Below are 20043 nucleotides of genomic sequence, written 5' to 3' on the forward strand. Positions count from 1 at the left end.
AGTTTTTGGACTCGGACGGGTTCACCGCCTTTGCGCATGGTGAGTCGCCGACGGTGCACATCGTCATCGCGTCGCTGTTCGCGGCGATCATCGGGTCGATCTCCTTCTGGGGTTCGGTGATCGCGTTCTTGAAGCTGCAGGAAACCCTGCCCGGCCGCCCGATCGGCATCGGCCGGTTGCAGCAGCCGCTGAACGCGGTGCTGCTGATCGGTGCCGTCGCGCTCGCGGTGATCATCGGGGTCAAGGCCATCGACCCGACCGCACCCACGTCACAGTGGTGGATCGTCGGGGTGCTGGTGTTGGCGGCGGTGCTGGGGTTGATGGTGGTGCTGCCGATCGGCGGCGCCGACATGCCCGTCGTCATCTCCCTGCTGAACGCGTTGACGGGTCTGTCCGCGGCGGCGGCGGGTCTGGCACTCAATAATCAGGCGATGATCGTGGCCGGGATGATCGTCGGGGCGTCGGGTTCGATCCTGACCAACCTGATGGCGAAGGCGATGAACCGGTCCATCCCGGCGATCGTGGCCGGCGGGTTCGGTGGCGGCGGTACCGCGGCGGCGGTGGGGGACGGCACCGCCCGGACGGCGAAGTCCACCTCCGCGGCTGATGCGGCGATCCAGATGGCGTACGCGAATCAGGTGATCGTGGTCCCCGGGTACGGGTTGGCCGTCGCGCAGGCGCAGCATGCGGTCAAGGACATGGCCAAGATGCTCGAGTCGAAGGGCGTGGAGGTCAAGTACGCCATCCACCCGGTCGCGGGCCGGATGCCCGGGCACATGAACGTGCTGCTCGCCGAGGCGGACGTGGAGTACGACGCGATGAAGGAGATGGACGACATCAACGACGAGTTCGCGCGCACCGATGTCACCCTGGTGATCGGTGCGAACGATGTCACCAACCCCGCCGCCCGCAACGATCCGTCGTCGCCGATCCACGGGATGCCGATCCTGAATGTGGATCAGTCGAAGTCGGTGATCGTGCTGAAGCGGTCGATGAACTCCGGGTTCGCCGGCATCGACAACCCGCTGTTCTTCGCCGACACCACCTCCATGCTCTTCGGGGACGCGAAGAAGTCGGTCGCCGACGTCACCGAGGAACTCAAGGCCCTGTAGGCGGCTCCACCACCAGTCGATGATGAGGCGGGCGTTCACGAGCACTACTGACTTCGATGTGGTCGAGGGATCGCCTCGTCCGGACCGGATCGAGACCGATGATGGACCGGGCGAACTCCGTCTTTGAAACAGAAGGGGAAGTACAGGCGCCCTTCGTTGTTCCGGACGCTCGGTGATCTCACTGAGCCTGGCGCCCCCGAATCCCGACTTGTCGAAATTCTCCGCCACGCCACGCAGAATCTGCACCCTGGTCGCCACCGCGCGCCACTGCTGAGCCACAGGCGCCAACTCCTAGTACTACAGTCGCGTTTAGGGCAGGTGTCCTCGGGCTCGGTAGTGGCATTGTCGGGCTCGGTGTTGATGGCGGCGGCGCCAGTGGGAGCGTGCGAGGACGTGGCGGGGGTCGGGTAGATACGTCCAGATCAGGTGGCAGAGCAGCCGTCGGATCTCGGGCACGCTCAGTGCGATCAACTCGCTGTCGTCGCCGGGTTCTCGGGCCCCCTTTCTGACCGGGTGACGGTGAGGAAGGTGTGCGCGAGCATCGAGAGGGTGATGTGCCGGTACCAGCCCGCGTACTGCCGAACCTGGTAGTGGTCGAGGCCCGTCTGGCCCTTCGCAGTCTGGAAGGTTTCCTCTATCGCCCAACGAGTTCCGGCGACGGTGACCAATTCGGTCAAGGTGGTGCGCGCCGGGCAGTGGCACAGGTAGTACGCCAGATCCTCCGGGTCGGTGCGACTGCGACGGGCCAGGAGCCAGTACACCGTCGTCGGCCAGTTCAGCCCGCGCACCGGTGTGCGCGCCCAGTCGTAGAGTCGCTCGCCTTTCGCGCCGTCACCGGCCGAGCGGGTCCGCCACGCCTGGGCAGGCAACGCCGCGATCGCCTCGTCGGCACGGAGCTCGGCGCCGTCGACGGTGATGACGTGTTGGTTCACCGAAGTAGCTAGCACGTAGGACAATCCGAGTTCCTCGCAACGGGCACGGAGCCGGTGCACCTGCCCGTATACGGCATCTCCGGTGACCCATCGTGCCGGCACACCGGCGGCGACGGCGCGTTCGAGCATCGCGATCGCCAGCTCGGGTTTGGTCGCGAACTCGCGCTCGGCGGGGATCCCGGCCTGCGCGCACCGGTCACGGTCGTCGGTCCAGGCTTTGGGCAGGTACAGCTCTCGGTCGATCAGCGTTCGACCCGCCGCAGTGGCATAGGTCAAGAACACCCCGATCTGGCAGTTCTCGACCCGGCCCGCGGTCCCCGAGTACTGGCGGGCCACCCCGGCCGAGCGGGTGCCCTTCTTCAAGAACCCGGTCTCGTCGAGAATCAACACACCGGACGGATCCGCAAGATGACCGACCGCGTAATCGCGTGCGTCGTCGCGGACCGCGTCGGGATCCCAGTCCGCGGTCGAGAGCAGTCGCTGCATACCGTCCGGCAACCGATCGCCCGCGCGTTCGGACAGGGTCCACGAATTCTTCCGTTCCTCGCCCGAGAGCAACCCCTGCACGTATTCCACCGCATGCTTGCGGGGCTCGGACCTGGCGAAACGATGCCCGATCAAGGCATCGATCTCCGCCAGCCCCTCCGCCCACACCCGCACCTCAGCCACGCACACATCATCGCTCACACACGGACCATGCATCCTGCGACTCTCGGAACCTGCGCCGACACACCGACAAGATCAAAATAAACGCGACTGTAGTACTACCGGGGCTGCGCCCCAGCCCGACGAGTCGTGTGGTGGCGGCTGCGCTCCGGGGCCCCGGCCGGTCGGGGTGATGACCCTGGTCGACGACGTCGATCGGGTGTATGAACCGTCGTAGCGGTTGGTTGGCCTGCCGGCCGCCCGATCGTCCGGAGCTCATCATGACCATACCGCGCAGCGTCGCCGACGTGCTCACCACGCACACGCTCTTCGACGTCGAGTGCATAGACCGGATGTACCTCAACGTCTACGTTCCCGGCCTGCAGTACGCTCCCGGCCTCGTCGCCTACGTGCATCGGCAACTGGGATTGCCGGTCGCCTCCACCGCACCGCTGTCCAGGATCACCGACCGCTTCGCTGCGGCGGTGCACCGCTTCGCCGACACCGGGCACATCCCGTGGGTGGACTTCGCGAAGGGCCAGCGCAAGGACGACGTGATGCACGAGTACCTCGAGCAGTTCACCGCACCCGAGGGGGTGGTGTTCATTGGCCGGGCGCAGGAGAGGACACCACTGTTCCGCACGGAGAAACGACGCGACGCCGACGGCAAGAGTTATCCGTGGATCGTCAAGTCCACCGGCGTGGTCAACCATTACTACTTCTACTGCGTCGACGCCGACTTCGGCCCGTTCTTCCTCAAGTTCTGCTCGTACTTCCCCTACAACGCCAAACTCTGTATCAACGGCCACCACTGGGCCCAGCGTCAGGCCGCGAGGGCCGGGCTCGGGTTCACCGCGCTCGACAACGCCTTCGCCGCCGTCGATGACCCCGACGCGTTGCAGGCGATCTGCGATCGGCTGACCGGTCCACGGATCGACGCCCTCCTCCGGAAATGGCTGGCGATTCTGCCGGATCCGTTCACCGACGCCGATCGGGACGCCGGCTACCGCTACGACCTGTCGGTGTTGCAGGCCGAGTTCTCCCTGACCCAGATGCTCGACGCCCCGGTTTCCGGTCGGGTCTTCTTCGAACAGGTCATCCGCGACAATCTCGATCTCGGCCGCCCCGACCAGGTCACGTTGGTCTTCGACCGGCGGTTGATGCGCCGCGGCCCCCGTGCCACCCCCGGGCGATTCCGCACCCGGGTGATCACCGAGGGCGTCACCCCCAGCCTGCACGTCGATTACAAACACACCACCATCAAGCAGTACCACAAGGAGGGACGCGCCCTGCGCACCGAAACCACCATCAACGACACCCGCGATTTCCACCTCGGGAAGCGACTGACACATCTGCCCGCCCTGCGGGAGATCGGCTTCCACGCCAACCGCCGCCTACTGCGCGTCCAACGACTCAGCCACGACCCGATCACCGGCGCCGACGCCCTCGCCGCCATCACCGCCCCCGTCACCACCACCACCGGCACCCGTGTCCCGGGACTACGGTTCGCCGACCAGCGCAGCCACGCCCTGCTCTCCGCACTTCTGGTCTTCCGGCTGCACCCGAACGGCTTCACCAACAAGGACCTGCGCACCCTCACCGGCGAGCTGCGTGGACTCGACCCGGACAAAGTGTCCGCCGGGCAGATGACCTACGACCTGCGCCGGCTGAAAACCCGCAGCCTCATCGCCCGGATCGAGGGCACCCACCGGTACCAGGTCACCGACCTCGGACTCGACACCGCGAAGTTCCTCACCTGTATCCACGATCGGGTCCTGCGCACCGGCCTGGCCGAACTCGCCGCTCCGACAACCACTCCCGGCCGCCTGCGATCAGCTGCCACCGCCTACCGCACCGCCGTCGATACCCTCACCGCCACAGCGCAACTCGCAGCCTGAAATATCAAGCAGTCGAACGTGACCCACACACCACAAACTTGACCCCAAAACCCGGCTACGCCGCTTCTAGCTACCTAGGGCGAGGCAGTTCGGCGTCGACCCGATTTGCGCCGTGCTCACCGAGCGCTGTGTCAGCACTGCCCCGTCCACTTCCTATCAGGCGAAGCAGTGGGGACGGGGCTCGGCCACCGACCTGACCGGCGCGTACACGTCGGTCAGGTCGGTGGCCGAGCCCGTTCCCGACGAAAACTTGGTGTCGTCCGCAACCGCAGTGTCTATGGTGTCCGCATGGTGCGGCATGTATAAAAACTGATCACACCATGGGCCGTGATCAAGTGACCCGCCAATGGGGAACGCCGACATCGCTGGTGATGACCACGAAGGTCACGCCGTTGGTCAGCGACATACTGGAAAAAGCCCCGTTCACCCGACGAGGGACTGAGTTCCGTTACGAGGAGGCGCCGTCGGCGGCGCGGAACCGATTGAACGCCAACGCCCGGGTCACGACCCCACGCCACCGCTGCCGTCCGCGGCGCCTGGCCCGAGCATCATCTTGAGTGAACCCTTGCCGGGGTTCCCGATCACGGCGGACCCGACTAAGACTCTTGCACGGCGGGGACGAGTACGTAGAACTGTTGCTACATAGTAGTTTTAGGCGACTCATCCTGTGGCGCGCATCCAGTTGCGAGTGTCCACATGACCGGTGGGGTGACAACACCTTCGAGTTAGGTGATCATACGAGGGAAGCTGTCCTGCCACCGTCAAGTTGGATCAACTGGCCCGTGATAAATCCAGCCTGATAGGAGGCTAGGAAGGCCACCGTAGCGCCTAACTCCTCGGGTGTTCCGGGGCGGCCCAGGGGAGTTAGACGAACCCGGGACTCGAGGTCGTGGAACTGCTCGAAAGTAGGAGTCGCGATAGTGGCCGGTGCCACAGAGTTGACGGTGACGCCGAACTGAGCGATCTCTGAGGCCAAGTGCTTCAACGCTGCTTGGACACCGGCGCGGAACACCGATGAGATGGCGTGGCGGGGGAGGGGCTCCTTGACGCTGGCCGAGGTGATGCCAATGATCCGGCCCCAACCGTTTGTGGTCAGCAGGGGGGTGGCTTCCCGCAACACGTTTAGTGCTGCATGCAATTGGTCGCGGTAGGCCTGCTCCCATCGAGAGTCGTCGTCCTCGGCGAGGAAGTCGCGCATGGGACTGGGCGGTCGGGGTGTATTGAGTACGAGGATGTCAATTCCGCCACCGTCACGCAGCAGCTCGACCGTCGAGACGATGTCGGCGCGGTTCGTCACGTCGCCCGAGTAAGTGTCCACTCGCACCGCGAATTCATCGGTCAAGTCCGACCGGGTCCGCTTAAGCGTCTCGCTGTTGCGCGCGAATATTGCGAGATCGACGCCCTCGGCTGCTAGGGACTGGCAGCAAGCTAGACCGAGTCCGGACGTTCCGCCGATGACGAGGGCGCGCTTTCCTTGAATACCTAAGTTCACTAGTAAGAAGTAGCATGAATGATGCGCTGTCGGCTAGGGCAAGTGTCACGTAATTTCGCAAGGAGGTCGCAATCAGCCAGTGAAGGAAGAGATTTGGCCATACTTCCGTTCAACCGGTTAATCATGGAGAGATTATTGTTAGACCTTGTGGATTGCCAGCCGGTATCTTGAAGTATCAGCATTCCCCACATTGAAGATGAGAGGAAATCCATGGCAAAGCGACACACGTTGCTCGTCACCTATAACATTAAGGAAGGTAGCAATGCGGATGCGTATGACAAGTTCCTTCGGGAGGTGGACAACCCGTTCATCGGTAGCGTGCCAGGCGTAATTAGCTATGCAAACTGGAAGATTGTACAGAATTGTGCCGGTTCTGTCGGATTCAAGTATATCGATCTCATTGTTGTTGAAGGCGACGACAACCCTGTGGCGATTTTCGACACGCCCGAAGTTGCGGCCTTCAAGGACCGATGGGACGAGGAGTGGGGAGAGTTCGGCGTCGGTGCTGAGTTCTGGGGGATCAATTCTCAGGTAGTTGTTCTTGAAGGCATTGCTGGTGTCGAGGACCCCTATACATGACGAGTCGCAGGGTGAGAGGGATCCGGCAGCTCCTCGCCGGACGCGGTAGCAGATCGACACGATACGGCTGATCACCAGCCAGGACGGGCGGTCGGCGTGCAATGTGCTCGCTCAGCTCACGAGGAGTCGGCGGCGCCGGACCGCCGGGTGATGGCAGCGGCTCGGTGATTCCGGAGTACTTGCCCAGCAACCACTGTGGCCACCGACCAGCGTACAGAGTCCGGCCTGACGACTCGCGGCATGTGATCGCAGGGGTTGCACCCGGCACCGTGAACACCATGTCCGGGGCAACCGTGTACGCGGTTGCCGACATTAGGTGAGAAGGGCTGCACGCATTTGCTTCGATACCGAGATCGTTATTGATACGGCCCGAATTGGCCACCAATGACCACGAATCTGATGCGCAGGCTTATAGTTCTGACCTCTCATCAATGCGGCTTGCAGTCGGCGACCATCACGAGAAGGCGGTCAAGCCGATGCCTTTGACGAAGAGCACGCAGGAACGGATAAAGCGCCACGCGCATCCCAATTGGGCCGGAGGTTGCACCTGCACGCAGTCTTCGCCTCCGATCCAACTGTGGGTTGGCGCTGACGGCGACGGTATCTATCTTGGCCCTCCGAAGTAGCGGATCACGCCGGGAGACCCTGAAACTGCCGATCAGGCTCGCCCAGAGCGCGGACTCCGAGAGAGGATATCGGGGCGATGCTCGCTGGCGAACTCTTCAATATGACCGCACACCGCGGCCCCTGCACGCCACATTGCTTACGCACGAGACTGATGAGTCGTGGGGAGGACATGAGCCCAGGCGTCGACTCTGGTCGTGGATCGGATGAGGTGATCGCGGAGCGGGTGCGGCATCACAGGCCCACTTATCATCAATGTCGTCGATAGATAATGGTATCGGTCGCTTCGATCTCGGTCCCGGTACGGCCTGTCGGGCGGTGGTCGACTTCGCGGGCCCTGCGCTGGATGTTCGGTTCATGTCAATTGTCGTTGTCAACGAAGCACGATTGTCCTGCGCGGACACGAGCAGGTCTCGAGTGCCCCCGCGTCAGTAGTCAAACCAGTAGTTCCACTGCTGTGCTTACGAGTGATCTGAGTCACGATCGAAGAAGCAATGCAGGCTGAACGAACTGAGACGAGGCGATGACAATGTCGTGGACCGCGATTGCCAGCGACGTGGGTGCTTCCAGGTACGGTCGCACCGCGAACGTCTGGCATCTCGCCCGCGTGCTGGCGCGAGAAAATGTTGTGGAGGAGCTTGGAGGAATCTCGCCGCACAATCGGCTTACGTGTCGGCTCCATGAGCTTTGGGTCCACCAATGTGTTGGCTGGCCTGGCCATGCAGCACTCACCGCCGGGCACTGCTGTTCTCGATTTGAGGACACAATGTCGATCGAAGTAGACGAATCGAGCGGTATGGTCTCGGCGTTTTGTTCGGGGTGTGGAAATCCGCCAAACACTTTGGCTGGCCACCAGATCGTTCAAGCATGCCGGGCAAGCATCGGCGAGTGGCGCCGCAGCCTCGAGGATGATTGAAGCTCTGTGACAGAAAGTACCGGCAGCTTGGTGCGTGACACGGTACTCCCGTCACGCAGGGGAGGACGCTTGGGGAGTGGCGCTATCGTCACGAGCGGTCGACTGCCACCCCTAGCGACTCTTCGCACCATTCGCTTCCCGAACCCACCAATGCCGACGCTTCGACTTCCGAACCGAAGCAACTTGTCATCGTGGACGGTGTGGTCTAGCCCTTCAATTCTGTAGCCGGCAGTCTGGCTACGAATTCCGGATCAGGCATTCGTTCGGTCTTGGCCGCGCTGCCTGGTGAGCCTAGTTCGGTAAAGAACTCGGCATTGGCGGCAGTGAAGCCGGCCCATTGCTCGGGGAGATCGTCCTCGTAGTGGATAGCCTCGACCGGGCATACGGGTTCACAAGCCCCACAGTCGACACATTCGTCGGGATGGATGTACAGCATGCGATCGCCTTCGTAGATGCAGTCGACGGGGCACTCCTCGATGCAGGCTCTGTCTTTGATGTCCACGCAGGGTAAGGCGACGACGTAGGTCATGAGTGATCTCCGAGGGTATGAGACTGGTAGCTGGGTTGCCGGCGCGAATGCCGCACGGGAGCAACTAACGATCGATCGTATGCCTTTGGGTTGGCTGAGTCAATGCTGTGCTTCGCGCGGTGTCGCCGGCGGGCAGGCGGGGGCCTTGATTGTCGATCCAGGTGAGCGAGTGGCCGAGGATCGGGCGGGTGCCCCCTACGGGATTGCAGGAGAAGGAAAGCTTGACCGAGATCCCTAAAAATGCGTACGATCGATTGTTAGTTCAGTCCTTATGAAATTCGTATCGACGCGCCGAGACAGGTTCAACAGCGTCGATGAGATCGCCTGCGGTGGGAGACCCGACATGACCGAGACGCCAGTGCAGATCAACTATCCGTCTTTGGAGGGTGCCGAGTGCCCCTATCCGCAGTATGAATGGCTGCGCGAGGACCAGCCCGTATACCGAATTCCGGGAACTACCGACTTCCTCGTCACGAGATACGAGGACGCTGCACAAGTCACCCGCGATTGGAAGGTGTTCTCCAGCGTAGGCAGCCGCACCGCACACAACCCATTCAGCGAGACGGGCATGAGTAAGGAGACCCAAAGTCTTGTGGAGGCGGATCCCCCGAGTCACCGGGACAAGCGAAACCTCTGCGCTGAGGCGTTCAAGCCGAAGAAACTAGCCGCACAGGTCTCCACGATCACGGTGATCTGCGATTCGCTCATCGACGATTTCATCGACAAGGGGGAGGTGGATCTGGTCGGAGAATTTGCGGAGCACATTCCACCGCGGGTGATCGCCAGGATGCTGGGGTTCACCGAGTCGGATTTCGACTGGCTCAACGGCTGGTCGCGGGTGGACAACAGCGGGTTGAGCTTCCTGCCGAAGGATGTGCAGGAACGGTCGAAGGTGGCTGCCAGTCGTGCGACGGAGCATCTCATCGACGCGATCGAGGCGCGCCGCGACGCTCCTACTGGAGACGAACTCAGCGACATGATCCAACGGCACATCGAACGTGACGGACAGTTCGATCTCGACTACATCCTCGACAATACGGTGACACTCATTCGCGGCGGCGTGATCACCACAGCCCACACCATCGCGACAATAATGTTGCTACTGCTGCAGAATCCGGCGGAAATGCAACGTGTTCGGGCGGACAACCGTCGGATCGCCGCCGTCGCCGAGGAATCGCTACGGATCGAGTCTCCCACGCAATGGGTGCCACGCCGGGTGACAATAGACACCGAGCTGGGCGGCCAGCATATTCCTGCTGGATCGAGAGTGTTGATCATGGTGGGCGCGGCCAATCGTGATGAGCGCGAGTTTTCCGACCCGACTAGGTTCGATGCAGATCGAAAAAATGCTGTGCCGCACATGGCCTTTGGCGCCGGCAACCACTTCTGCCTGGGTGCGCCGTTGGCGCGGCTGGAGATAAAGATCGCGTTCGAGCGTCTCCTGGCGCGATTGAGTGATATCCGGCTTGCTGAAGGACAAGACTTCAGTCATGTCGCGAGCGCGCAGTTCCGTGGCTTGAAGGAACTACGGCTCGCCTTCACCCGCAGCAGCTAAGTCATCCAAGTTCAGGAGAGCAGAGTGGTTGAGCTTGCTTACCTTGCACGACAGGTCGGGTTCACGAACGAAGCTAGTCGGCGCGTGGTGGACGACGCGAAGCCCCTGACCGGTTTCACCATTGGGGTCACCGCCTCCCGGCGGGCCGATGAGTTCGCGACCTTCCTGACGCGGCGGGGCGCGACGGTAATTCATGCACCGGCGATCCGCATCATCCCACTGTCCGACGACACGGAACTCAGGCGGGTGACGCGTCAGATCATAGACAAACCACCAGAGTTCGTGGTCGTCACCACCGGAATAGGATTTCGCGGATGGATGGAAGCAGCAGCTGGATGGGGCGAGCGCAACGCGTTCAAGCAGGCGTTGGCGTCTACCCGGCTGCTCGCACGCGGAACAAAAGCCAAGGGTGCCGTCCGGGCAGCTGAGCTATGCGAAGAATGGTCCCCGGTCTCGGAGACCATGGCGGAAGTGCTCGACCATCTAGTTGCCCAGGGGATCGACGGCAAACGAATTGCCGTCCAGTTGGACGGTGCACCCACCGAGGGGAAGGTGGTTGGCGACCTCTGCGACCTCCTTGGTTGCGCGGGGGCCGACGTGACCGCGGTCCCCGTGTATCGGTGGATGCCTCCCGAGGATCCGGCGCCGATAGACCGGATGATTGATTTGATCGCCACGCGAGCCCTCGATGCGGTGAGCTTCACCAGCGCGCCCGCAGTCGGGGCGCTGCTGGCTCGCGCGAAGGTGACGGGGACGCTCGAGCCGATCCTGCACGCCTTCCGGAACGACGTACTGGCCGCGTGCATAGGTCCGGTGACCTCGGTGCCGTTCATCGAACTCGAGGTTCCGACCACAGGTCCCGAATGTCCCCGGCTCGGTGAACTGGTGTGGCACATCGCGGATGAACTTCCGCGCCGTGCCATCACTATTCAGGTCGGGGGACGGGAATTCAGCATCCGCGGCAGTTGTGTCCTGGTTGATGGCGAAGTGCGCCGACTACCGCCCGCTGCCATGACGTTGATTCGCGTCCTGGGCGCACAGCCGGGCCGTGTGGTTCCGCGTGAGGAGCTGATGTCTGCATTGCCGCGCGGCGGCGACGCTCACGCGGTCGAGGTGGCAGTCGCACGGCTTCGGGCCTCGCTGAGGGCCCCAGATGCAGTGCAGACCGTGTACAAACGGGGCTACCGACTCGCACTCGACCCAGTCGAGTATGTGGATATGTGCCGAGATGGGACGGTATGAAGCCGATGTCATCGAGCCCCGCCGAGCACCTATTTCTCAACTGTCCAGTACGAAGTCGGATTCTGTCTGTAGGGGTGTGAGGGTCCCGGTATAGCCGACCATGCGAAGAGCGATCTCCTCGTACGCGGCCATGATGTCGGAGAGGGAGTCGGGTCCATCGGGAAGGTACCAACTCGAAATGCCGATGCCCATGTCGAGGATGGCGTGCGAGGTGAGCCGAACGTTGCGGATAAGAAAGATTTCTTCATCGCACCCGAACTGGAGGACCTGACGTAGCCCGTGCTCGAATTCTTCGCGACGCTGCGCAGTAATCGAGTAGTGTGCGGGCGCAAGGCTTTCCATGTTGTTGTTGACGACCCTCGCCATCTGGCTCTGCTCGGCATGGAACCGGACGTGCAAGCGGACGAATGCTCGCAACCTGTTGGCGGTCGTTTCCTCTTCGGTGAACGCCCTGCGCTGATAGCCGCGAATCTTCCCGAGTGCGTCCTCGACGATGGACCACAGGAGCTCTTCTTTTGAGGCGTAGTGGTTGTACAGGCTCGCGGCCTTTATGCCGACAATGGACGCGATTTGCCGCATGCCCACGCCGTCGTACCCTATTTCGGAAAAGAGCTTCAAGCCCGTTTCGACGATAACGTCCGAGGTGGACCTAGGCCGGGGTTCACTCGATGCCGTCGCCTGTTCGCGAGCCATGTTGACCACCGGCGCACCTCTCCTAGTAACCTACGTTCGTTAGTACTATATGGGTCGCTTGGTCGGGAGTCAAAGCGCACACGTGTCCTGGGGGTGCGGCGGTGGTCATCGGGAATGATCGTGACTACTTCCGATTGCCTTGCATGGCTGCCGGATCGGCAATGGTCCAGGTATCGCGTCCGGACAGAAGCAACTGCAGATCCCCCTTGTGTTGGGTACGGGCCGTATCGGCCTCGTGACGGACCGCATCGTCGTAGCAGGTGCGGTCGACTCGGCGGAATACGCCGGTAACCACGTGCTCGAGGTCTTGCGTGGACAGTCGAGACAGGGCAAAGGCTAACGTGTGGTCGGTCTCATTGTGGACGACGATGTCGGACTCGGCTACGTCGGAGGTCCTCGCGACGCCGAGCCCGAAAGCTTCTCGCACGACTGCGAACTCGCCGTCGGTACCAAATCGGATCGGGCGTCCGTGGGTCAGCGGGATGAGGCGCTGCGCTGCGTCGGCGGAACCGCGGCGGATGACGTCGAACGCACCGTCATTGAATATGGGGCAGTCCTGGAAGATCTCCACCAGCGCCGTGCCGCGGTGCGCAGCGGCGGCACGCAGAACGGACGTCAGCTGAGCCCGGTCGGAGTCGAGCGCGCGTGCGACGAAGGTCGCCTCCGCTCCGAGTGCGAGGCTGACTGGGTTCAGCGGATGATCGACGCTGCCTGTGGGTGTGGACTTGGTGACCTTCCCTGTCTCGGACGTGGGGGAGTACTGACCCTTGGTTAAGCCGTAAATGCGATTGTTGAAAAGTAGGATCTTGAGGTTGACGTTGCGGCGCAGCGTGTGGATCAGATGGTTGCCCCCGATCGACAAGGCGTCACCGTCGCCGGTCACCACCCAGACAGACAAATCGGGGCGAGTAATCGCGAGCCCGGTCGCGATAGTGGGTGCACGGCCGTGGATGGAGTGCATGCCGTAGGTATTGAGGTAGTACGGGAATCGGGATGAGCAGCCGATTCCCGAAACGAACACCATGTTCTCCCGGCGGATTCCCAGTTCGGGAAGAAAGCCGCGGACGGCGGCGAGGACGGCATAATCACCACATCCAGGACACCATCTGACCTCTTGGTCGCTGGTGAAATCCTTGGCGGTCTGTTTCAAGTCGGTCGCCGGCACCTTGTCGAGTCCGCCGAGGGTTGGCAGTCCGATGTTGATAGCGGTCACGCAGATCCTCCCTTGATGGCCTCGATGATGAGGTTCTGCATCTCCTCAGCTTTGAATGGAAGCCCGGAAACGCAGGTGTGTGGTTGGACGTCGACGAGGTAACGGGCCCGGAGTAGCAGGGCCAGCTGGCCGAGATTCATTTCGGGCACCAGTACGGTGCGATAGCGCCTGAGGACCGACTCGAGGTTGGCCGGAAGCGGGTTGAGATGCCTCAGGTGTGCCTGAGCAACCGCGAATCCCATGTCGCGGACCCGTCGGCATCCCGCGCCGATGGGGCCATAGGTCGAGCCCCATCCGAGGACGAGCACGTCGGCGTCGCCGTCCGGATCGTCGACCACTATGTCGGGTACGTCGATGCCGTCAATCTTCGCGGCGCGCAATCGGACCATGCGATCATGGTTCTCGGGGTCGTAGGAGATCGAGCCCCTGCCGTCGGCCTTCTCGAGTCCGCCGATCCGGTGCTCCAGTCCCGGAGTGCCTGGCACCGCCCACGGCCTGGCGAGGGTGTCGTGGTGGCGGAGGTATGGCCAGAACTCCCCGGACCCGTCGGGGGAGTTCGGTGCCGTGGCAAAGTCGGGGTCCAGTCGGGGGAGTGCAGAAACTTCCGGCACGCGCCACGGCTCGGAACCATTGGCGAGCGCTCCGTCGGACAGAATGAGGACGGGAGTGCGGTAGGTTACCGCGATTCGGGTTGCTTCCAGTGCGGCGGCGAAGCAGTCCGCGGGCGAGCGTGGCGCAACTATCGGCACCGGCGATTCCCCGTTGCGCCCAAACATCGCCTGGAGAAGATCGGACTGTTCGGTCTTGGTGGGAAGTCCGGTAGAGGGTCCGCCTCGTTGCACATCGATCACGAGTAGGGGCAGCTCAAGGGCGACTGCGAGACCAATGGCCTCGGACTTCAGTGCGATTCCGGGCCCGGATGTCGTTGTGACGCCGAGCGCGCCGCCGAACGCTGCACCGAGCGCGGCTCCGATCCCGGATATTTCATCCTCGGCTTGGAAGGTAGTGACGTTGAAGGCTTTCCGCTTGCTCAACTCGTGCAGTATGTCGCTGGCCGGGGTGATGGGGTACGAGCCGAGGAATACCGGGAGGCCACTGATTTCGCCTGCGGTGATGATTCCATAGGACAGTGCGGTGTTGCCGGTGACCTGTCGGTAGGTGCCGGGCGCCAGCCTGGCCGGGGCCACCTCGTAGGTGACAGCGAACGTTTCGGTCGTCTCGCCGTAGGCATGCCCGGCCCGGAACGCGAGAATGTTCGCCTGCGCCAGCTCGGGTCGGCGGGCGAACTTCTCGTTGAGGAATCGTTCGGTGCTCTCGATCGGTCGGTGGTACATCCAACAGAGGAGGCCGAGCGCGAAAAAGTTCTTGGCGCGCTCGGCGTCCTTCTTGGGGACACCCGTTTCCTCGACCGCGCCGCGTGTGAGTGTCGACATGGCAACTGGGTGCACCGTGTAGCCGTCCAGCGAGTCGTCTTCGAGCGGGTTCGTGTTGTAACCGATCTTGGTCAGATTTCGCTTGGTGAACTCGTCGGTGTTGGCGATAAGGACACCGCCAGCTGGGAGGTCGTCGATGTTGGCCTTGAGGGCGGCTGGGTTCATCGCAACCAAGACATCGGGTCGGTCGCCCGCCGTGAGGATGTCGTAGTCTGCGAAGTGGAGCTGAAAGCTCGAAACACCGGGCAATGTGCCAGCTGGTGCCCGAATCTCTGCTGGGAAGTTTGGCATTGTGGCCAGATCGTTCCCGAACAATGCGGTTTCGGAAGTGAATCGGTCTCCGACGAGTTGCATCCCGTCGCCTGAGTCACCGGCTAGCCGGATGACCACTCGATGTACCGTGCGCACGTTGGTTGTAGTGGTGGTCTCCGGTGTCACGCGGTGACGCCTTCGGCGAGTGTGTGGAACTGCCGACGGAAGTAGATCGCCGGCAGCCTGTCAGTCATGTCGATGTCGGCCACTTTGCCCACCAAGATGGTGTGGTCTCCACTTGGTTGGCGAGCATGGGAGGTGCAATCCAGGCGTAGGGATGCCGTCGGGAGTATGGGTAGTCCGCGCTCGTCGGAGACAAATCCGGCATCGGCGAATTTATCGGCTCCACGAGTAGCAAATCGTCGGGCCAAATCGGCGTGCTCGGGGTGGATGACGTGGATGATCCAGCGGTCGGCCTTCGCGAAGACTGGGTGGCATTCGGCGCTGTCAGAGAGGCAGACGAGCACGAGTGGGGGATCCATCGAGACCACGCAGAACGATGTTGCAGTGAACCCCCATCGGCGCCCCGCATCGTCGACGGTGGTCACGATGGTAACGCCGCTGGGGAAGGACGCCATTGCGTCACGGAACAGTTGTGCTTGGTCGGGCACAGGTGTCGGTCGCGTGTCATTCATAAGGCGTAATTCCCGTCGTGTAGGGGCGCGGGTGATCCCACCTCGTCTTCGACTGGGAATTCCCCGCCGAGTTGGTGGTCCAACCTGGTGCGTTTGGTGGTCAGGTAACTGATGTTTTCTGGATTTGGGGCGACTACAAGCGGCTCGCGGGCGGCGATGTGGACGCCGTAACCGGTCAGACCTCGATACTTCGCCGGATTGTTGGTCATCAATCGGATTGTTCGCACTCCGATATCGCGGAGGATCTGGGCGCCGATTCCGTAGTGCCGACTATCCACCGGGAGCCCTTGAGCCAAGTTGGCATCCACGGTGTCGAGTCCTGCATCCTGCAGGTTGTAGGCCCGTAACTTGTGGCTCAATCCGATCCCACGACCTTCGTGTCCGCGGAGGTAGACGACTACTCCGCGACCTGCTTCACGGATCTTGTTCATGGCGAGAGAGAGTTGTTCACCGCAGTCACACCGGAGGGAGTCGAAGACATCGCCGGTGAGACACTCGGAGTGCACGCGGACCGGTACCGGGCCGGAATCTGCACTCGACTTGCTCTGGTCGACGTCACCCAGTACCAGAGCGACATGCTCGCCGTCGTCGTTGAGCGAGCGGTAGGTGATCGCCGTGAACTCGCCGTGGTCACTGGGTACGCGTCCCTGCGCCTCTCTGCGGACGAGTGTCTCGGTCCTCAGTCGGTACCGGACGATGTCGGCAACCTCGATTGTCGCGAGTCCGTGTTCCAATGCGAACTGTGCGAGTTCGGGGCGACGAGCCATTGTGCCGTCATCGTTGGTGACCTCGGAAAGGACTCCGACGGGTTGCAGGCCGGCGATCCTGCACAGGTCGACTGCGCTTTCGGTGTGCCCGGCCCGCCGCAGAACACCGCCTTCGCGAGCGCGTAGCGGGAAGACGTGGCCGGGCCGAGAAAAGTGCTCCGGTTGTGTCGCGGGGTCGACGAGCGCGCGAATGGTCAAAGTCCGGTCGGCGGCGGACACACCGGTCGTGGTGCAGGCCTTCAAATCAACCGAGACAGTGAAAGCCGTGCCCCGAGGATCGTCACTGTCGGTCACCATGAGTGGCAGGCGCAACTCATCAGCCCGGGCGTTGGGAATTCCGACACACAGCAAGCCGCTGGTGTGTCGAATCATGAAGGCGATCGTTCCGGGAGTGGCCAGTTCGGCGGCCATGATGAGGTCGCCCTCATTCTCCCGGTCCGCATCGTCTACCACCAGCACCATCCGTCCGCCACGCAACTCGGACAGGGCGGTCTCGACAGCGCGATACGACCGTGCTTCGTCGGGATCGAGAAGACCTCTGTCGCCAAGGGCCGAGCGCTGATCCTCAGTCGGACCGTCGAGGCCCATGTTGGCGGCGAGGTGGCGCGTCGCCGGATGTGACTCTGTCATGGTGTCAACCTCGGTGATCTCGGGAGCGTCCGATTTACTGACGGTCGTTCGTTAGCACCTTAGATTGAGGGGCCTCTCCGGTCAACCGGATGGCGGAATCGCCGACGAAACTGCCCGCCGGTCAACCTTTGAGTCACCGCGACTAGCGGATCTCACGCGTGGCCCAGGTCTTGACCCACCCGACGGGCGTGCGTACGATCGATCGTTAGCTACATCTGGTGCCTGTACAACACGACCTACGTGCTGGTGGCAAAGTTTGACGCATCAACAGGTGATGTGCGACATGGGCGTTGAGCGCCATCGGTCGTATCCACCTCGGATGCCCAATCTACTTGGAGGCGTCTTTCCGTGACCGCAATCGAGAACCCTGACACCTCGACCGAGAAATTCGGCCGAGACCATTTCAACGACTTCGACCTGGACTCCCCAGAATTCAACGAGCACTACACCGAAGTTCTCGATGAGCTGGTGAGCAAGTGCCCGGTGGCACACAGCAATGTCGGGCGCGGCTATCACGTCCTTAGCCGTTACGCCGACGTGCGACGCGCGTCCCAGGACTGGGAGCACTTCAGCAGTGCGGAGGGATACCAGCCCAATCGGCCGAAGGATATGGCCCCGATCTACCCGGACGAATGCGACCCTCCCTATCAGACGCGGTGGCGCAGGGCTCTCGACTACCACCTCAGCCCCAGGGTCGTGCGATCCTATGAAGCGGCGGTGACGCAGCACGCGAACTTCCTGATCGATGAGTTCATCGCAGACGGCGAGTGTGACTTCATTGCAGGATTCGCCGCGGCTCTGCCCGGTCGAGCGTGGTTCAACAGCTTCCTGGGACGGCCGTTGGAGGACCTACCCCCACTCATGACAGCCATCGAGCATGCATTGGTAGGCCCGATCGAGGGTCGGGCAGACGGATGGGCCGAGCTCGTCGGCTATCTCGACGCCCATCTCAAGGAGCGCGAGAAGGAGCCACCACGGAACGACCTGACAGGCGCTGTATTGAAAGGCGTCGACCTGGACGATGGAGTGAACCCCGAACTGGGCCCCGGGTTCGAGTTCGAGCTCGGCGCCCCATGCCCGTGGGAACACAAGGTTGCGGCGCTGGCCAACCTGACCGCCGGTGGTCTCGGTACCGCCACCCTCCTGCTCGCCGGTATGGCGCACCACCTGGCGACCCATCCCGAGGATCGCGCACGGCTCGCCGAGAACGAGGAATTGCACGACAAGGCCGTCGAGGAGTTCGTTCGGGCGTACGCGTCCGTGGTGGCAATGTCGCGGACCGTACGGGGGGAGGTCGAGATCGCCGGCCAGACATTCCAGGACGGCGACCGCGTCCTGCTGCTCTACCCCGCCGCATGCAGGGACCCGGAGATGTACGAGAACCCGACGAAGCTCGACATCGACCGCAATCTTCCGGTGAACGCGGCGTTCGGCTTCGGCCCGCACCGGTGCATCGGCTCGCACCTGGCCCGACTTCTCGCCAAGGTGACTCTGCGAGTCCTGCTGGACAGGCTCCCCGACTTTGCTCTCGCACCCGGCTGCGAGCCCACCTACCAGACGTCGGTAACCCGGGAGATCCAAGGGCTCCGACTGATTTTCGAACCCGGCTCCCCGATTGGTGCAGACCTATGAAATTCACGGTCAACGGTCTTTGTACGGGACACGCGCGTTGCTTCGAACTTGCCGACGATGTCTACGAACTAGATGACAACGGATACAACGTCGATATCAACAGAACGGTCGATGTCGCGCCGGGGCAGGAGGCGTCGGCCGTTCTGGGGGCGCACAGTTGCCCGGAACGCGCTATCGAGATCGAGGAGTGACAGCCGCCGCCCCGCTCGGTGAGCAGGCCGAGCGGGGCGGCTATCGCCTGGCTTGCTGAATACCAATGCTTTACGAGATTCACGACAATCCACTACTACTTGCCGGCGTGTCCGCACGCCGACATCGGAGGTAAGGTCAATGCCAGCGGTACTCCGCGGACTCGAGGGTAAAAACGTCCTGATCACCGGCGCTGCCAAGGGTGTGGGCTTCAGCAATGCCCTGGCATTCGCTGAGGCCGGTGCCGACATCGCCGCGATCGACATCGCGGCACCGATCGCCGACATCTATCCACTAGCCACCAAGCAGATGCTCGACGACACGGTCGTGGCGATAAACGAGAAGGGTCGCCGCTGCATTCCATTGCCGTGCGACATTCGCGACGAAGGCCAGGTCGAGGCGGCGGTGAGCCAGGCGCTGGACTTCTTTGACGGGCGCATCGACATTCTGGTAAACAACGCCGGGGTTGCCGCCTTGGACAGCATCCAAGATATGCGTGGTCATGTCCTCGATGCCGTGTTCGACACGATCGTCAAGGGCCACATGTACGTGGCCAAGTATGTCGTACCCACCATGATCGGCCGCAAAGCCGGGAAGATCGTCAACATCTCGTCCGGTGTCACCGGCGCAGGGTTGGCGATGGTCTCGCACTATGTCGCGGCCAAGCATGCGATCAACGGATTGACCTCGGCGTGGGCGTTCGAGCTTTCCGAGTTCGGCATCAATGTGAACGGGGTTGGTCCTGCCACGATCAGGCCCGGCGACGGTCAAGGCTCGGGAATGGTTGTGGGGCTCGCGAACGAGCTCGGGATGAGCCTCGAGGATGCCTTTGAGATGTTCTCCGACAAGGGAAACATGCCAGGCGAGAAGTGGCGCACCGACACCGGGCACGTCACCGATGCCGTGTTGTTCCTGGCCTCGGACAACGCCGATCAGATCACCGGCCACGTGCTCTACGTCGACGGTGGGCAGGCGGCCAAGTGAGGACCGGATCATGAGGGAAGGGAACAGAGCT

At 62.5% G+C, this 20043-nt stretch carries 16 protein-coding genes; 8 read left to right on the top strand and 8 right to left on the bottom strand.

Going from position 1 to position 20043, the window contains the following annotated elements; genetic code table 11:
* On the top strand, window positions 1-1112 hold a 1112-nt coding region (locus RJ1_RS24800), incomplete at its 5' end, for an NAD(P)(+) transhydrogenase (Re/Si-specific) subunit beta (protein WP_073364826.1).
* 467 nt (window positions 1113-1579) lie between these two features.
* On the opposite strand, the gene RJ1_RS24805 is transcribed toward RJ1_RS24800, so the two are convergent.
* Window positions 1580-2719 (bottom strand): IS701 family transposase, encoded by a 1140-nt coding sequence (locus RJ1_RS24805; RefSeq protein WP_420820334.1) that lies wholly within the window; start codon window positions 2717-2719, stop codon window positions 1580-1582.
* Window positions 2720-2970: 251 nt separating this feature from the next.
* On the opposite strand from RJ1_RS24805, the gene RJ1_RS24810 reads away from it, so the two are divergent.
* Complete coding sequence (locus tag RJ1_RS24810) at window positions 2971-4587, top strand: hypothetical protein (RefSeq protein WP_073364829.1); 1617 nt, start codon at window positions 2971-2973, stop codon at window positions 4585-4587.
* 733 nt (window positions 4588-5320) lie between these two features.
* Here the strand turns inward: RJ1_RS24810 and RJ1_RS24815 are convergent.
* Window positions 5321-6079, bottom strand: a complete 759-nt coding sequence (locus RJ1_RS24815; protein WP_073364831.1) for an SDR family oxidoreductase — start codon at window positions 6077-6079, stop codon at window positions 5321-5323.
* Window positions 6080-6289: 210 nt separating this feature from the next.
* On the opposite strand from RJ1_RS24815, the gene RJ1_RS24820 reads away from it, so the two are divergent.
* A complete protein-coding gene (locus tag RJ1_RS24820) occupies window positions 6290-6658 on the top strand; it encodes a RedY/HapK family protein (RefSeq protein WP_073364833.1) in 369 nt (122 codons plus the stop codon).
* Between the two features lie 1745 nt (window positions 6659-8403).
* Here the strand turns inward: RJ1_RS24820 and fdxA are convergent.
* Entirely contained in the window at window positions 8404-8727 is a 324-nt protein-coding gene (fdxA, locus tag RJ1_RS24830) for a ferredoxin (RefSeq protein ID WP_073364835.1), read from the bottom strand.
* A gap of 343 nt (window positions 8728-9070) precedes the next feature.
* On the opposite strand from fdxA, the gene RJ1_RS24835 reads away from it, so the two are divergent.
* Window positions 9071-10282: a cytochrome P450 gene (locus tag RJ1_RS24835; RefSeq protein WP_162850282.1), complete on the top strand. Its 1212-nt coding sequence runs from the start codon at window positions 9071-9073 to the stop codon at window positions 10280-10282.
* Between the two features lie 87 nt (window positions 10283-10369).
* Entirely contained in the window at window positions 10370-11524 is a 1155-nt protein-coding gene (locus RJ1_RS24840) for a uroporphyrinogen-III synthase (RefSeq protein WP_073364946.1), read from the top strand.
* Window positions 11525-11560: 36 nt separating this feature from the next.
* Here the strand turns inward: RJ1_RS24840 and RJ1_RS24845 are convergent, their stop codons facing one another.
* The 5 genes from RJ1_RS24845 to RJ1_RS24865 all read right to left on the bottom strand — a co-directional run bounded on the left by RJ1_RS24845 (window position 11561) and on the right by RJ1_RS24865 (window position 17207).
* The gene (locus tag RJ1_RS24845; protein WP_240319633.1) at window positions 11561-12217 is read right to left on the bottom strand and encodes a TetR/AcrR family transcriptional regulator; all 657 of its coding nucleotides are present in this window, start codon (window positions 12215-12217) and stop codon (window positions 11561-11563) included.
* 124 nt (window positions 12218-12341) lie between these two features.
* Window positions 12342-13436, bottom strand: a complete 1095-nt coding sequence (locus RJ1_RS24850; RefSeq protein WP_205415343.1) for a 2-oxoacid:ferredoxin oxidoreductase subunit beta — start codon at window positions 13434-13436, stop codon at window positions 12342-12344.
* Window positions 13427-15301, bottom strand: a complete 1875-nt coding sequence (locus tag RJ1_RS24855) for a 2-oxoacid:acceptor oxidoreductase subunit alpha (RefSeq protein ID WP_073364842.1) — start codon at window positions 15299-15301, stop codon at window positions 13427-13429. Before RJ1_RS24855 ends, RJ1_RS24850 begins: the two co-directional genes overlap by 10 nt.
* Window positions 15298-15810, bottom strand: coding sequence for a flavin reductase family protein (locus RJ1_RS24860; RefSeq protein ID WP_073364844.1), 513 nt, complete (start codon window positions 15808-15810; stop codon window positions 15298-15300). Before RJ1_RS24860 ends, RJ1_RS24855 begins: the two co-directional genes overlap by 4 nt.
* Window positions 15807-17207, bottom strand: coding sequence for a bifunctional 3,4-dihydroxy-2-butanone-4-phosphate synthase/GTP cyclohydrolase II (locus tag RJ1_RS24865; RefSeq protein ID WP_255284901.1), 1401 nt, complete (start codon window positions 17205-17207; stop codon window positions 15807-15809). Before RJ1_RS24865 ends, RJ1_RS24860 begins: the two co-directional genes overlap by 4 nt.
* A 348-nt stretch (window positions 17208-17555) precedes the next feature.
* Here RJ1_RS24865 and RJ1_RS24870 point away from each other — a divergent pair, with 348 nt between their 5' ends.
* The 3 genes from RJ1_RS24870 (at window position 17556) to RJ1_RS24880 (ending at window position 20012) form a co-directional block, all read left to right on the top strand.
* A complete protein-coding gene (locus tag RJ1_RS24870; protein WP_240319622.1) occupies window positions 17556-18839 on the top strand; it encodes a cytochrome P450 in 1284 nt (427 codons plus the stop codon).
* Entirely contained in the window at window positions 18836-19030 is a 195-nt protein-coding gene (locus tag RJ1_RS24875) for a ferredoxin (protein WP_073364845.1), read from the top strand. Before RJ1_RS24870 ends, RJ1_RS24875 begins: the two co-directional genes overlap by 4 nt.
* 139 nt (window positions 19031-19169) lie before the next feature.
* Entirely contained in the window at window positions 19170-20012 is an 843-nt protein-coding gene (locus RJ1_RS24880) for an SDR family NAD(P)-dependent oxidoreductase (protein ID WP_073364846.1), read from the top strand.
* The last annotated feature ends 31 nt before the right edge of the window (window positions 20013-20043 follow it).

Origin of the sequence: Rhodococcus jostii NBRC 16295 (assembly GCF_001894825.1) — a bacterium.
Taxonomy (GTDB): Bacteria; Actinomycetota; Actinomycetes; order Mycobacteriales; family Mycobacteriaceae; genus Rhodococcus_F; species Rhodococcus_F jostii.